The sequence below is a fragment of the Scytonema millei VB511283 genome (assembly GCF_000817735.3).
GTDB lineage: Bacteria > Cyanobacteriota > Cyanobacteriia > Cyanobacteriales > Chroococcidiopsidaceae > Chroococcidiopsis > Chroococcidiopsis millei_B.
Genome location: NZ_JTJC03000011.1, coordinates 41640 through 55481 on the forward strand (window position 1 = coordinate 41640; position 13842 = coordinate 55481).

The 13842-nt window shown below is 44.7% G+C and carries 13 protein-coding genes; 8 read left to right on the forward strand and 5 right to left on the reverse strand.

Annotation, left to right across the window (positions count from 1 at the left end; genetic code table 11):
* Positions 1-3 precede the first annotated feature (3 nt).
* From QH73_RS24565 to QH73_RS24575, 3 genes are all read right to left on the reverse strand, one after another.
* Positions 4-882 carry an alpha/beta hydrolase gene (locus tag QH73_RS24565; RefSeq protein WP_039713131.1) on the reverse strand — a complete coding sequence of 293 codons (879 nt, stop codon included), beginning with the start codon at positions 880-882 and terminating at the stop codon, positions 4-6.
* Between the two features lie 56 nt (positions 883-938).
* The gene (locus QH73_RS24570) at positions 939-1424 is read right to left on the reverse strand and encodes a cupin domain-containing protein (RefSeq protein WP_039713130.1); all 486 of its coding nucleotides are present in this window, start codon (positions 1422-1424) and stop codon (positions 939-941) included.
* Between the two features lie 280 nt (positions 1425-1704).
* Positions 1705-3291 (reverse strand): glucose-6-phosphate isomerase, encoded by a 1587-nt coding sequence (locus QH73_RS24575; RefSeq protein ID WP_039713129.1) that lies wholly within the window; start codon positions 3289-3291, stop codon positions 1705-1707.
* Between the two features lie 343 nt (positions 3292-3634).
* Between QH73_RS24575 and QH73_RS24580 the strand changes: the two genes are divergently transcribed.
* The 6 genes from QH73_RS24580 (at position 3635) to QH73_RS24605 (ending at position 9492) form a co-directional block, all read left to right on the forward strand.
* Positions 3635-4822: a branched-chain amino acid ABC transporter permease gene (locus QH73_RS24580; protein ID WP_236147165.1), complete on the forward strand. Its 1188-nt coding sequence runs from the start codon at positions 3635-3637 to the stop codon at positions 4820-4822.
* A gap of 151 nt (positions 4823-4973) precedes the next feature.
* Positions 4974-5729 carry an ABC transporter ATP-binding protein gene (locus QH73_RS24585; protein ID WP_236147166.1) on the forward strand — a complete coding sequence of 252 codons (756 nt, stop codon included), beginning with the start codon at positions 4974-4976 and terminating at the stop codon, positions 5727-5729.
* Positions 5730-6099: 370 nt separating this feature from the next.
* Complete coding sequence (locus QH73_RS24590; RefSeq protein WP_039713127.1) at positions 6100-7536, forward strand: NCS2 family permease; 1437 nt, start codon at positions 6100-6102, stop codon at positions 7534-7536.
* A 60-nt stretch (positions 7537-7596) separates the two neighbouring features.
* The gene (locus QH73_RS24595; RefSeq protein WP_039713126.1) at positions 7597-8604 is read left to right on the forward strand and encodes an adenosine deaminase; all 1008 of its coding nucleotides are present in this window, start codon (positions 7597-7599) and stop codon (positions 8602-8604) included.
* Positions 8605-8611: 7 nt separating this feature from the next.
* The gene (gene hpt / locus QH73_RS24600; protein ID WP_039713125.1) at positions 8612-9139 is read left to right on the forward strand and encodes a hypoxanthine phosphoribosyltransferase; all 528 of its coding nucleotides are present in this window, start codon (positions 8612-8614) and stop codon (positions 9137-9139) included.
* A 125-nt stretch (positions 9140-9264) separates the two neighbouring features.
* Positions 9265-9492, forward strand: coding sequence for an addiction module protein (locus QH73_RS24605; protein ID WP_039713124.1), 228 nt, complete (start codon positions 9265-9267; stop codon positions 9490-9492).
* A gap of 104 nt (positions 9493-9596) precedes the next feature.
* Here the strand turns inward: QH73_RS24605 and QH73_RS24610 are convergent, their stop codons facing one another.
* Positions 9597-11003: a sensor histidine kinase gene (locus tag QH73_RS24610; protein WP_039713123.1), complete on the reverse strand. Its 1407-nt coding sequence runs from the start codon at positions 11001-11003 to the stop codon at positions 9597-9599.
* A 276-nt stretch (positions 11004-11279) separates the two neighbouring features.
* On the opposite strand from QH73_RS24610, the gene QH73_RS24615 reads away from it, so the two are divergent.
* Complete coding sequence (locus tag QH73_RS24615) at positions 11280-11792, forward strand: hypothetical protein (RefSeq protein WP_132867523.1); 513 nt, start codon at positions 11280-11282, stop codon at positions 11790-11792.
* A gap of 74 nt (positions 11793-11866) precedes the next feature.
* Here QH73_RS24615 and QH73_RS28475 read toward each other — a convergent pair whose 3' ends face one another.
* Positions 11867-12673 carry a TetR family transcriptional regulator gene (locus QH73_RS28475; protein ID WP_052289715.1) on the reverse strand — a complete coding sequence of 269 codons (807 nt, stop codon included), beginning with the start codon at positions 12671-12673 and terminating at the stop codon, positions 11867-11869.
* Between the two features lie 57 nt (positions 12674-12730).
* Here QH73_RS28475 and QH73_RS24625 point away from each other — a divergent pair, with 57 nt between their 5' ends.
* Entirely contained in the window at positions 12731-13681 is a 951-nt protein-coding gene (locus QH73_RS24625; RefSeq protein ID WP_039713121.1) for a Rieske (2Fe-2S) protein, read from the forward strand.
* The last annotated feature ends 161 nt before the right edge of the window (positions 13682-13842 follow it).

The following is a 13842-nucleotide window of genomic DNA, read 5'->3' on the forward strand; positions in this document are numbered from 1 at the left end:
CAATTAATATGCTTGCTGAATATCTTCTAGAGCTTTTTGTAAATCTGGTGCGTGCAGCCAACCAACAAAGCCTGCATACAAACATTCTCCGGTAGGAGAGGCAACAAAGACACAATCGATACCAAATAAGTTCTTGCAAGTGCGAATAGTAGCACCATTTGGCAGCGCGATCGCAATTTGGGCTTTAGCAAAATCGCGGCGATGTCCGTCTGTCATACCTGGTACTGCTTGCAACCGTTGTACGATATCGTCATAAACGATCGCCTCACCGAGATTAGCATCCATCCAAAAGTCTTGAATGACAGCGGCAACCGTAGGATAATTTCGCAAGACGGCATGGGCAAGTCCCGGCAAGCAGATAAACCGAGCATTTTGAAACTTGGTAGATTCTACCGGAACCGTGCCATCGCTACCACCATCAATATCTCCAGCAATGACTAATGTAGGAATTATAGAGGCGATCGCGGCTGCAATTGGCTTACGATTTTTTCCCAGATCGCCAGCAATCCCAATTCCCCAATTTAAAGGATCGATCGCCCGTGCCAAATCTGCACCACCGACTGGCGATGCAATCAAAACCAACGAGTGAATTCTAGACCACCACCCGGGATGGCGGTGCAACACTTCCAACCAGATCAAACCACCCATCGAATGACCGACAATCTTCAGCGGTACGTCTGAATATTTGGCAATCTGTTCGCTAGCCAGCTTTTCCACTGCCTGAATCAAAGGCTCAATTCTCACCCAAGTTTGAACGTAACCCAGACTCGGCGCAAAAACTGGAATTGTATCTGTAACCAACCGACGCGCCAGTAGCATCATGGCACGGTTATCATCTGCCCAGCCGTGCTGCACGAATAAAAGAAATGCCGGACTTATCAATCAAAAAATCCCCCATACAAACATATCTGTAAGGGCGGGTTCACCAAACAACTTCTTTACTGACAAATATTCTGGATAAACCCGCCCCTACTAACCACGGCTTGCTGAATAATTACAGCCTCCATCTCTGCTAGTTTAGCTCCCGCGATCGCGAGATTGTAGGGAAAAGGACGGGGACGAGGAATATAATCTCGCGGTTGCGTCGGACGATGGCGCAGAACGGCATTAACAATCGTGCAGGGTTCGGAATCTAGATTTATTGCACCGTGTAGCACGCCTGGGGGAATTTTAACAACTTGAGGCAGGCGATCGCTCAATGGAGTATAGCGATATTGCTTATTTTCTAAAGTTACGAGGGCTAAACGCCCTCTAACAACTAAAATCTGGTCTGTCTGAGATTTGTGAACGAAGAGATCGTCAATCGTGTGCGGCGGAATCTGTACCAACATTGTCTCGTGGCTCGACTGGGGAGTATAAAACTGAGCCATTCCCCCTTGAATTGAAGCTAGCGGATAGATCTCAATACCCCGGTGAGCAGCCATACCAAACCCGTTTAGACTAAGTGGTTCGCTCCTAATCTAACTCAACTTTCTGTAAAAAAGTGTTGCGCCAGCAACAGAATGTAACCAAGTATGGTATTGAAAGAAATATCAGGAGACAAGGGGGACAAGGGAGCAGAGGGGCAGAGGGGCAGAGGGAGCATTTCTAGCCACTAGCCACTAGCCACCCCCGACTCCCGATTCCTGTACGGGCGGGTTTTGAATGAAGATTTCCGGTTGAGGCTGTCAATCTATTTGCTAAACCCGCCCCTACGACTCCCGCTTAATTGGCAGAAAACGTCAAACTATCAGGGTGGGCGGGATCTCCTTGCATTGTCACCCCTCTCCGATTTGCTTGCAGGTGGCGCAGAATTTTATAAATTGCCTCAATTTGGTCTGTGGCTGCGGCTTTCTCGGCAATTTGTGCCAGAGGTAAAGGAGTTTTAGCCTCTTGCAGGACTTGCAAGACTTGTTTTTGCAAATCTAACACCACGGCGGCGGCTTTTTTCCCTGCTTCTACGCCTGGTTGGTGGTAGGCGTTAATATTCACTAGCGAACCATAAAAACCTACAGCTCGTTCGTAAAGGGCAATTAATGCGCCTACTGTGTGGGGGTTGACTTGGGGAATGGTGATGGTAATGGAATCGCGCTGTTTTTCATACAAGGCTTGGCGAGTTCCTTGGAGGAAGCCAGAGAGATAATCTCCAGCAGTTGCACCTGGATCGATTTCTGGCGAGGACCCCGAACGGTCTTCCAAGACTTCAATAAAGGTGGCAAAGAAGTTAGGTACACCTTCACGTAGTTGTTGCACGTAGGCATGTTGGTCGGTCGAACCTTTATTACCATAAACAGCGATTCCTTGGTGGACGATGTTACCGTCGAGGTCTTTTTCTTTACCCAAAGATTCCATCACTAATTGCTGCAAGTAACGAGAAAATAGTAAGAGGCTGTCTTTATAGGGCAGCACCACCATATCTTTTTCACCGCGTCCGTTCCCAGAGTAATACCACCCGAGGGCAAGTAGGGCGGCGGGATTGGTTTTGAGATCGGCAATGCGAGTCGCGACATCCATTTCTTTTGCGCCAGCCAGCATAGCGCGGATATCAATGCCCTGCAAAGCGGCTGGTAGCAAGCCGACAGCGGATAGTTCTGAAGTGCGTCCTCCCACCCAGTCAAACATGGGGAAAGTGGCTAGCCAGCCTTCTGATTTTGCCTGTCGATCGAGTTTGCTATCGGGAGTCGTGATGGCGATCGCATATTTGGTAAAGTCCAAATTATGTCCGGCATAAGCTGCTTTGAGTTCAATCGTACCGTTACGCGGTTCTGGCGTGCCTCCAGATTTGGAAATGACAATAACCAAAGTACTGTTGAGGCGATTTCTCACCCGCGTCAACACGCGATCGATCCCCGCCGGATCGGTGTTGTCAATAAAGTGAATCGCCAGGGGAGGAAAATCAGGAGCCAAAGCTTCAGCGACAAATTCGGGACCGAGTGCCGAGCCGCCAATCCCAATAGAGATAATATCAGTGTAGCGGGGTGCTTGGGGCGGATGAATTGCTCCGCTATGAATTTTTCGGGCAAAGGTTTCAATTTGGTCTACAGATGCAACAATCTCTTGTTTAATTTCTGGAGTTGGAGCCAGATCGGGATCGCGCAGCCAGTAATGTCCTACCATCCGATTTTCGTCAGGATTGGCGATCGCCCCTGCTTCTAAAGCCGCCATATCCGCAAATGCTTTTTCTAACTTGGGCTGCAACCCCTCTACAAATGCATCGTCAAATCGCATCCGACTGATATCTACATAAAATCCGAGTCCGGCGTGATAATAGAGCCAGTCTTGATAGCGTTGCCAAAGTGCCGCAGCATCCATAACAATTCTCTACTTACTGTTTGCGCTGATAACAAGTCTTAGTTTAAAGGAAGCTGTTGCTTGCGTTTTGCAGTCTTATATAGTTTTTAGTGTTGACTAGATAGCTGGCTGAGCGCGTATCCCTTTAGTTTGATTTCTGATTACTGTTGTCGGGAGTCGGGAATCGGGAGTCGCGAGTCGCGAGTCGGAAACAGAGTTTTTATAGAGTTGTGCTAACAGGGAAACTATCTAGGAATAACTGATATAAAGATGCGATCGCTACTGTCTTCTGTCCTCATTGGGTTAAAATCTTTTAGCACAAAAGCAAACATTCTCTAGGGTGGCGATTGGTTTAGCAACGCTTATGTTAGATTTAAATGCCCTGATGAACGACCCAACAATTATCGGTTGGGTTGCCTATATCTTGTTTCTGACAGTTTCTACAGCAATTTTTGCCCTGTTCAGCTTGGGGTTAAACTTGCAATGGGGTTTAACGGGGTTAATTAACTTTGGTTTGGTTGCTTTCATGACTTTGGGAGCATACACGACTGTATTATTAAGTATGTATGGCGTTCCCCTGATAGTAGCCACGCTAGCCGGAGCGTTAGTAGCGGCTCTACTAGGATGGTTAATTGGTTTATCAACACTAAGGTTGCGAGAAGACTACTTAGCAATTGTCACGATTGGGGTATCGGAACTCATTCGCTTAGTGGTCAACAATCAAGATTTGCCAACTCCTAATACTCCCACACCTGGGGCTTTTGGATTGCAGGGATATCCTCTACCATTAACAGATTTTAACCCCGACACGGTGATGAAATGGATAATGGTAGGGCTATTAACATTAGTTGTTGCTGCGTGTTACTGGAAACTTTGGAAATGGGTAGTCAAAAGTCAAAAGTCAAAAGTCAAAAGTCAAAAGTCGTTGATAGTTCGTTATCTGCCACTAGTTTTGCGAATAGTTGTCGGTATTATCGCAACGTTGTTAATTTTTGTTCCCTACGCATCTGGAGCTATTGGACTATACAACTTCACCGACTACGAAAAATCGGGATTGATGCTGATCTCAGTGTTAGTGTTAGCTTTTGTCGTGTGGCGTTTGGAAGTGTTAGCGCGATCGCCCTGGGGAAGAGTATTAAAAGCAATTCGCGAAGATGAGGAAGTTGCCCGCGCTTTAGGAAAAAACGTCTTTTGGTATAAATTGCAAGCGTTAATGTTAGGCGGGGCGATCGCTGGAATATCTGGTGCTTTGTATGCATGGCAGCAAACATCAGTTTACCCGAATGATTTTCAGCCGCAGACAACTTTCGATGCTTGGATTATGGTGATCTTAGGTGGTGCGGGTAACAACTTCGGTACGATCCTCGGTGCAGTTGTTTTCTTTGCTTACGACAGCGCCACCCGTTTTGTCTTACCCAAAATCGTACCCCTCGATGACGTGCGCCTGAGTGCGTTTCGGATTATGGTTATCGGCTTACTACTGATGATACTGATGATTTGGCGACCGCAAGGAATATTAGGCAAAAAAGAAGAATTGACACTTGGAAAATAAGTCAGTTATCAGTTGTCAGTGACTAGTGACTGGTGGCTAGTGACTAGATAAAGATTCTAGCCACCAGCTACTTACTAACTACCGACTACCAACTACCAACTACCAACTACCCATTACCTCAATGGAACCAAAAGACATCCAATCCCAACCAATGCCACTATTATCAGCTAGCGGTCTTACCAAAAGTTTTGGCGGGATTAAGGCTGTGGATAATGCAGATTTAGAAGTAGCGAAAGGAAGTATTACAGGATTAATTGGTCCCAATGGTGCGGGTAAGACAACTCTATTTAACTTACTGTCAAATTTTATTCGTCCCGATCGCGGCTGGGTAATTTTTGACGGCGCACCAGTGCAGCAATTGAGAACCTATCAAATTGCCCTACAGGGGATGGTACGCACGTTTCAAGTCGCGCGGACGCTGTCGCGACTAACAGTACTAGAAAATATGATGCTGGGGGCGCAAAAGCAAGATGGAGAGAACTTTTGGCGGTTGCAATTTCAACCTTGGGCGATCGCTAAAGAACAGCAAATATTACGAGAACAGGCGATAACGCTACTAGAGTCGGTGGGGTTGGCGCATATGGCACACGAGTATGCAGGGGCGCTATCGGGAGGACAGCGCAAGTTATTGGAAATGGCAAGGGCGTTAATGACGCAGCCCAAGTTAATTTTGTTAGATGAACCTGCGGCGGGGGTAAATCCCAAGTTGATCGAACAAATTTGCGATCGCATTCTGACTTGGAACCGCGAAGGCATGACCTTTTTAATTATCGAACACAACATGGATGTGATTATGTCCCTGTGCGATCGCGTTTGGGTCATGGCAGAGGGGCGCAACTTAGCTCATGGTAGCCCAGAGGAAATGCAACAACATCCTCAAGTTCTAGAGGCATATTTAGGTAAATAATTCAATACTGTTGTCAAAGATTTGTATCGCTTCAGACAATCTCTCTTAAGGAGTATTCCCAACGAACGTTGAGATTTGTTAATGATATTTGAGGTGGAAGGTTAATTTGAGCCACATTCGAGTCTCTGGCGCTCTAGCTGCAACAGTCAGTTTTAGTCAGCGCCAGTTAACTTTTCTTATCAAGTTAAGAGTTTGTGTTTTTTGACACAAAAAACCGATCGAACAACGACATACAGTATGCACCCAGTAGTCACTAAATTTAGGTGCAAAAGGCAGTTTTCATGTCGTTGAGTAACAAGCCTGACTGACGCTTGCTAGGAACTTCCTCAATATTGATAAGCAAAGATAACTTGGTGGAGACAGCCAAAGAATGAGCAGCGATACAGATCGATTAGAACTACAACAACCACCTACGCCACAGTATACGGGTTGGCAAGCAGCGATCGCTCGTTTTTTTAAATTTGACCTGTATAGAACTAACTTTCGGATCGAGACTCTGGCAGGATTGACAACCTTTATGACGATGGCATACATCCTCGTCGTCAATCCCCTAATTTTGTCAGATGCAATTTTTCTACAGCAGCCAAAAGATTTATTTGCCGAACAAGTCTTTGCTACCGCAGTCTCAGCAGCAATTGGGACGCTCGTAATGGCATTTGTTGCCAACTATCCCTTTGCCCTCGCTCCAGGCATGGGATTAAACGCCTTTTTTGCCTATTCCGTCGTTTTAACCCTAAAAATCGATTGGCGTTTGGCACTGGCGGCTGTATTTGCCGAAGGATTGATTTTTATCGCCCTCACCCTCACCAACGTTCGCAGTCAAATTGTCAATGCCATTCCCATGTCGCTAAAAACAGCAACATCAGTAGGGATTGGTTTATTTATTGCCTATATTGGGATATCTGGCGATCCGAAAACTGGAGGTGCTGGGCTAATTATTGCCAGCGAAGTGACAAAAACAACCCTGGGTAGCTTCAGAGAACCTAATACTTTGCTAGCTGTTGCCGGAATTATTATTACTACAGCTTTTTTAGTACGCCGCGTTAAGGGGGCATTACTCTGGGGGGTACTCGCCACCGCCTTACTGGGTTGGATTGTAGGTGTTACACCCCCGCCCAAAGGAATTTTCCAGATCCCTACTTTACCGACAGATCTCATCGGACAAGGCATTTTCGGTTTATCGCGATTAACTGCTAACAACTTTCTCGACTTTATTGCTGTAGTTTTGGTGTTCTTGTTTGTCGATATTTTCGATACCGTTGGTACTCTGTCTGGAGTCGGCATGAAGGCAGGATACATTAAAGAGGATGGAAAACTACCGCGAGTCAATCAAGCATTATTTGCCGATGCAGTGGGAACAACAGCCGGGGCGCTAATTGGTACGTCTACAGTCACTACCTATGCTGAATCAGCCGCAGGCGTATCGGAAGGTGGGCGCACGGGCTTCACAGCTGCGATCGTGGGCGTATTATTTATTCTGGCGATCTTCTTAGTTCCTGTATTCGAGGCAATTCCCGCCTACGCCACCACACCAGCCTTAGTCATTACAGGCGTGTTAATGATGACAGGTGTATCAGATATTCGTTGGGGTGACGTAGCTGAAGCTGTTCCAGCATTTTTGACAATTCTATTTATGCCCCTTGCCTACTCAATTGCCACTGGATTATCAGTTGGTTTTATTACCTACCCAATAGCCAAAGCACTGCAAGGTAAAGCCCATGAAGTTACAATTGCAACTTGGATTTTAGCCGCAGTTTTCGTGATTCGATTCGTCTTCATGACATTACGTTTCGGCATATCTGAATAAGTCGTAAGTCGTAAGTCGTAAGTCGTAAGTAAAAAGTTACTGACTACTCACAAATGACCAATGACAAAGAATCAATTCTTTTGCCAGATTCCTAAAGCCGAGTTACACATTCATATTGAAGGTTCCCTCGAACCAGAAATGATGTTTGCACTAGGCGATCGCAACAACATTCAACTACCCTATAAATCGGTAGAAGAGATTCGCGCCGCCTACAACTTTCAAAACCTGCAATCGTTTTTGGATCTCTATTATGCGGGAATGAGCGTGTTGCAGACAGAACAAGATTTTTACGATCTAACTTGGGCATATATGCAAAAAGCATCTGCTCAAAACGTGCGCCACGCTGAAATCTTTTTCGATCCTCAAGGTCATACTTCTAGAGGGATTTCGTTTGAAACGATTCATCGAGGAATTTATCGCGCTTTACAGGAAGCAAAACAAGAATTTGGTATTTCTTCTTATTTGATTCTCTGTTTTTTACGACATTTAAGCGCTGAATCAGCAATGGAAGCTTTGGAACAAGCTTTACCTTATAAAGATACGATTCCAGCCGTAGGCTTGGATTCTTCAGAAGTCGGAAATCCACCTTCAAAGTTTCAAAAAGTATTCGATAAAGCGCGAGAAAAAGGATTTCGTACCGTTGCTCATGCAGGCGAGGAAGGACCACCAGAATATATTTGGGAAGCCATAAATCTTTTAGGTGTATCGCGTATCGATCACGGCGTACGCTGCATTGATGACCCGAAGTTATTAGAATACTTAATTGAGAAACAAATTCCCCTGACTGTCTGTCCGCTGTCTAATATCAAACTTTGTGTTTTCGATTCGATGGCAAAGCACAACATCAAACAATTATTAGATATGGGATTGTGCGTGACAGTAAATTCTGACGATCCATCTTATTTTGGCGGCTACGTGGCTGAGAATTTACAGGAAATAGAATCAGCTTTAAATTTGAGCAGACAAGATATTTATAAATTAGTCAAAAATTCCTTTCAAGCAACATTTTTAAGTGTAGAAGAGAAGCAGACTCGAATTGCTGAATTAGATGAGTTTATGATGAAGTAAAATAACTATGGATGAAAAACTCGTTCCACTTATTTCTCAGTCAGAAATAGCAACAGCAGTACAGCGATTAGCGCGGGAGTTGGATCGAGATTATCAAAACAGCTTTCCAATTGTTATTGGTGTTTTGAAAGGATCGTTTATCTTTCTTGCCGATTTGATCCGGCAGATGCAAACTCCAATTTGTAATGTCGAACTGATCCGATTATCTAGCTATGGTTGTTCTACCACTAGTTCGGGTGAAGTCAAGATGGTAATGGGTTTAGCTGAAGGAATTATTAACAACAAGAATGTTATTTTAGTTGAAGATATTGTCGATACTGGGTTGTCAACGTCAAAAGCAATAGAAATATTGAAAACTCATAATCCATCCTCGCTCAAACTTTGCGCTTTACTCGATAAACCCTCACGTCGTAAAGTTCAAGTTGAAATCGATTATTTGGGAATTGAAATTCCCGATCGCTTTATTATTGGTTACGGTATTGACATGAACGAAAAGTATCGGCAATTGCCAGCAATCTATGCGATCGAGGAATAAGCTTTGCTCACTACATTAGAAAAACGTCGGCATATTGTGAATGATTTAGAATTGCCATAAATTAAGATATTAGTTATTGATGTAAGTTACTATATTTTTAATGATGAAGATTAAGGCTAATAGTTATGCTGTCTATCGAGAGGCTTTTAGAAGAAGCATTATCCTTACCAGGTGAATCAAGGGCGCTTTTAGCAGAAAAATTAGTAGAAAGCTTAGAGTTTGATGCAGATCCAAGGGTTCAAGCAGCTTGGATTAACGAAGCGAAACAGCGGCGAGACGAAATCCAAAAAGGTACTGTTCTATCTATTTCGGGAGATGAAGCTTTAGCGCATGTGAGGCGGCTGCTGGAGTAATGAGATATCTAAGCGGACGGAAACAAAACCTCTAGATGATTAAAATGAGTCTTGGATATAGCCTGGAAACTATAGGTTATTAGTCACTGATAACTGATAACTGTTCACTGATAACTGTGTGTAGCTATCGGTAGACAAACTGTAAAACAAGTCTTCCCAGGCTGCGAGGTAAATGTAATTGTTCCTTGGTGGCGGTTCTCGACAATGCGCCGCACTGCATCTAAACCCAACCCCGAACCCGAACCTACAGGCTTTGTTGTATAGAAAGGCTCGAAAATCCGCGATTGAATTTCTACGGAAATTCCCGCACCAGAATCGGTAATTTGTACCTGGATATAATCGCCATTTTGAGCAGTAGCTAATTCAATTACTCCTTTCCCCGCAATCGCATCAACTGCATTATCAATTAAGTTCGTCCAAACTTGATTCAACTCGCTACCGAAAGCGAGAATTTTAGGCAAAGATCGATCGTAATTCCGCTGAATTTCAATTCCTTGCTTGAATTTGTAAGCAAATAATTGCAATGTATCTTCTATTCCATCGTGAACGTCAACAATTTGTTGCGCGCCGCGATCCATGTAAGAATAAGATTTCATCGACTGGACGAGCTGAGAAATTCGCTGCGCTCCCCGCAAGCCACTCGAAACCGTACACATAACCTCAAAAGAAAGCGCCAGCCAGCGCAAACCCATATCTTTTAATTCTGTCGGATCGTCTTTCCAACGTTCCATCAACTGGGTTAAAGTCTCTACCTCAACATTCCCAGCTGCTAATGGTTCGGCGAGTTTCCAAGCATCCTCTACGCCATAATCCTCTAGCCATTCTAGTATTTTTTCCTCGCGATCGCTAAATTCAATTGGATTCACGCGACGGTTGACAACCGCATCCCAACCATCATCACGCACTTTGAGCCATTTTTCTGTATGTTCTGCCTCTACTTGGCGCTGTCCGTAAACAAAATTCATCCGTTGGAGTTCGAGCAGTGCTGGGGTGATATCTTGCAAGGCGCGAACTACAGCTGCTGCTGGATTGTTAAGTTCGTGCGCTAAGCCAGCCGCTAGCGTACCTAGAGCTGCCATTTTCTCGCGATTTTGAATAAAAGACTCTAAACCGCGCAATCGTTTCTGTACGGCTCGAAATATTAAACGCTCGAAGCCTCGACAACTATGTAGTAGGGTACGAAAGTCATCGCCTGAGATTTCGTAGAGCCGACAATCAGAAAGAGCGCGTAATGTTACGGGGACTGGTTCATCAGTTAAAACTTGGATCTCGCCAAAAAAAGCAGGTGCTTGGTGCTGTCCGATCGGCATTTCGATCCCTTCGCTGATGCGGGTAATGCTCACCCGACCTGATAGCATGACATAAAAGCCGCGTGGCGGATCTCCCTGTTTGACGAAGACTTCGCCGCTAGATAGCTCCATTTCTTGAGCGCGATCGCAAACCCAATGAATCTGCTCTTGGGAAAGCTGTTGAAACAACTCCAGCGTTAACAGTTCGTCTACACATAGCATGGTTGAATCTTCTCCACGCGAGTTGTACTGTTACTGTATCTGAGGATTTACAACAAAGGGAAGCATGGGAATAATGACTTATTTGCTGTATTGAAAGATACTTTCCGTGAAAGTTTTTGCTGATGAGATGCGATCGAAGTAGCACAGGCGATCGCTTTGGGTAGATTCCTTACACGAAAAATATAGATATAGTCTAGTTGTTTGCATCTGTTCGTAATGTCAACTCGATTGTTAGTTTAACCCAGCGGCTTTACTAACTAGACGGAGAAGAGAACAATGCCAGAAAGCGATCGACAGCGACAGGAAGCGGAACGGGAACGGCAAAACGCCGAACAACATCGGCAGGAATCGGAAATAAAGCGAGAGATAAGTGCCGAGCAGCAGAAGCAAGCTGCATTGTACCAATATGCTGCCGAACAACAGCGCATCCAGTCGGAGAAAGACCGTCAGTCTTCTGAAGAGAGCCGAGAATTCGCGGAGGAGATACGGCAGACAAACGAGGCTATAAGGCAGCAGGCTGAAGACTCGCGGCGTGCTGCGGAAGACTCGCGGCGTGCTGCGGAAGACTCGCGGCGTGCTGCGGAAGACTCGCGGCGTGCTGCGGAAGAGTCACGGCGTGCTGCGGAAGAGTCACGGCGTGCTGCGGAAGAGTCACGGCGTGCTGCGGAAGAGGCGCAGCGTGCTGCGGAAGAGGCGCAAAGCGTTGTGCAGGAGCAACGCGAGATATTAGCGGAGATGGCGCTGACTGCACAACTGTATCGAAAAGTAATGACACAATACGAAGAGTAGCTGAAGTTGACGCTAGTTTGGCAGCCTACAAATGTGAGCGGATCTTGTAATTTAGAGCTTTGGTGAAAACTGAATCATGGCAATGCTCCCTTCCATGCTGGAAACTGCTTGCCACAATCTTTACACAGATAGCGTTGCTTGCCGTGGCGATGCCCATTTTTAGATAGTCGTTCGGATTGACAGTGCGGGCATTTCATTACTTTCATTACCTCGCGCTGCAATACTTCATCACCGACATGAGGGTTTAGGTAAGATACGAGTAAATCTTCAATCTGTTGGATCAACTGCTGGCTGTGAGGTTCGCTACTGCGTAGAGCAATCAAAATTAACGTATTGCTGCAATGAACGCAGACTTCGGCTAATAAGATAGATCTCTCGTCGCTTAAGGTAGGATGGCGCTGTTTCAATAAACTAGCCATAAATGCGATCGCCTCTTGGGTAAAACTCTCGTCAATTGTTTGAAATATTTCTGGTGCGGTGAAAAATTGCACGAAAACAACGCGAGATGTCGGTTGCTCGAACAAATTGACAACAGCTTCTACTAGCTTATGAATCATCTGTCTTAGAGGTAACTGAATGATGCTAGGCGTGTTTACCTTAGCCCACATTGCTTTTACTCGTTCGACATGACGAATTTCTAGAGCGCGAAAGATAGCTGCTTTATCAGGGAAAAACTGGTAAAGCGAACCAACGGCTGTATTTGCCCGTGTTGCGATCGCATGGGTTGTAGCGGCTTCATAACCTACCTCAGCAAATACCTCAGCCGCAGCATCCAAAATTTTTTCTACCCTTTGCTTACCTCTTTGCTGTTTGGGCAAGCGACGCATAGATTTTGTAGGTGACTTACCACCTGTGCTTGACAAACACGAACGATCCGTCATATTTTGAGAAAATACGAATAAACCGTCATATATTTTAGATCTTTAAGAGGTCAATCTATGCATCCTATTCTCCCTGGTGCGCCTTGGTTGATTGCTCATCGCTCGATGCTAGGAGTTAATAAACCCCATAAAATTACGCTCAACGGTCGAGATTACGTACTGTGGCAAAATCAACAAGGTGAAGTCTTTGGCTTAGATAACATTTGCCCTCACATGCAAGCGCCTTTATCTGATGGCTGGATTTGTCGAGAGCGAGATACCATTACTTGTCCGTTTCACGCCCTAGAATTTGACACGCAAGGACGGTTGTATCGAGAGGAAACAGTAACTCAAGCTTTGTTAGAAAAATTAGATTTAACGATTATTGGGGACAATATTTGGACGTATGCAGGATATGAGCCAAAAATTCCCATTCCCGATTTAATTGAAAGAATTACACCCGATTTTGAATTTGTAGGTGTAGCTGGTTCTAAGAGTATTCAAGGCGACTTCTTGAGCAATCTTTTAATTAATTATGACTACAATCATCAAAATGGAACGCATCGAGAAATATTTAGAATCAAAGCGATTGAGGTCGATGAATACCAGGCGAATGGCTACAGTACAAAACTCCTTCAGAAAGTTACTAGAGATAGTAACACGCTAGGAGAGCTTGCTAGCAATCCAGTTTTACTAACTGTTCCTAAAACATTTGTCAATCAATTTGAATATTCCTTTCCTTGTTTAACTTCATTTGTTGCTTCAATTCCTTCCGGTCAATTCATTCAGATTCATTCTTTATATCCTGAAACAGAAAATTGTACTAAAACATTTGTTTTGGTATTTGCCAAGATTCAGAATTTAGTTTTAAAAACCTTGTTAAAGAATTCGCTACTCAAAGCAGTTGATGAAGTGATTCGACAGGATACAGAAACAATCGAGAATTCATATCCCAGGCAAAAACCAAAAATCCGCCTGCCAAACGAAGAAATTATGTTTTACGCCCAAAAACTGTATCAAGAATGGTAAGCGATCGCCTTGTTAGATAAGCCCGCGCAGCATCTAGGATCTTTTCAAAATTTAGGCGATCGCGTCATTGTGGCAAGAATAGAAAGAAGTGGTAAATTGTACTCGTTCCCTGCTGACACCTGAGACAAGCCAAACAGCTACAAAGTGGAACGTGAATTCAC

Bases quoted from the DNA above. Each gene is read 5' to 3' on its own strand.
- QH73_RS24595 (WP_039713126.1), top strand. From the start codon at position 7,597: ATGACAAAGAATCAATTCTTTTGCCAGATTCCTAAAGCCGAGTTACAC.
- QH73_RS24575 (WP_039713129.1), bottom strand. From the start codon at position 3,291: ATGGATGCTGCGGCACTTTGGCAACGCTATCAAGACTGGCTCTATTAT.
- QH73_RS24605 (WP_039713124.1), top strand. From the start codon at position 9,265: ATGCTGTCTATCGAGAGGCTTTTAGAAGAAGCATTATCCTTACCAGGT.
- QH73_RS24585 (WP_236147166.1), top strand. From the start codon at position 4,974: ATGCCACTATTATCAGCTAGCGGTCTTACCAAAAGTTTTGGCGGGATT.
- QH73_RS28475 (WP_052289715.1), bottom strand. From the start codon at position 12,673: ATGACGGATCGTTCGTGTTTGTCAAGCACAGGTGGTAAGTCACCTACA.
- QH73_RS24580 (WP_236147165.1), top strand. From the start codon at position 3,635: ATGTTAGATTTAAATGCCCTGATGAACGACCCAACAATTATCGGTTGG.
- QH73_RS24570 (WP_039713130.1), bottom strand. From the start codon at position 1,424: ATGGCTGCTCACCGGGGTATTGAGATCTATCCGCTAGCTTCAATTCAA.
- hpt (WP_039713125.1), top strand. From the start codon at position 8,612: ATGGATGAAAAACTCGTTCCACTTATTTCTCAGTCAGAAATAGCAACA.
- QH73_RS24625 (WP_039713121.1), top strand. From the start codon at position 12,731: ATGCATCCTATTCTCCCTGGTGCGCCTTGGTTGATTGCTCATCGCTCG.
- QH73_RS24610 (WP_039713123.1), bottom strand. From the start codon at position 11,003: ATGCTATGTGTAGACGAACTGTTAACGCTGGAGTTGTTTCAACAGCTT.
- QH73_RS24615 (WP_132867523.1), top strand. From the start codon at position 11,280: ATGCCAGAAAGCGATCGACAGCGACAGGAAGCGGAACGGGAACGGCAA.
- QH73_RS24590 (WP_039713127.1), top strand. From the start codon at position 6,100: ATGAGCAGCGATACAGATCGATTAGAACTACAACAACCACCTACGCCA.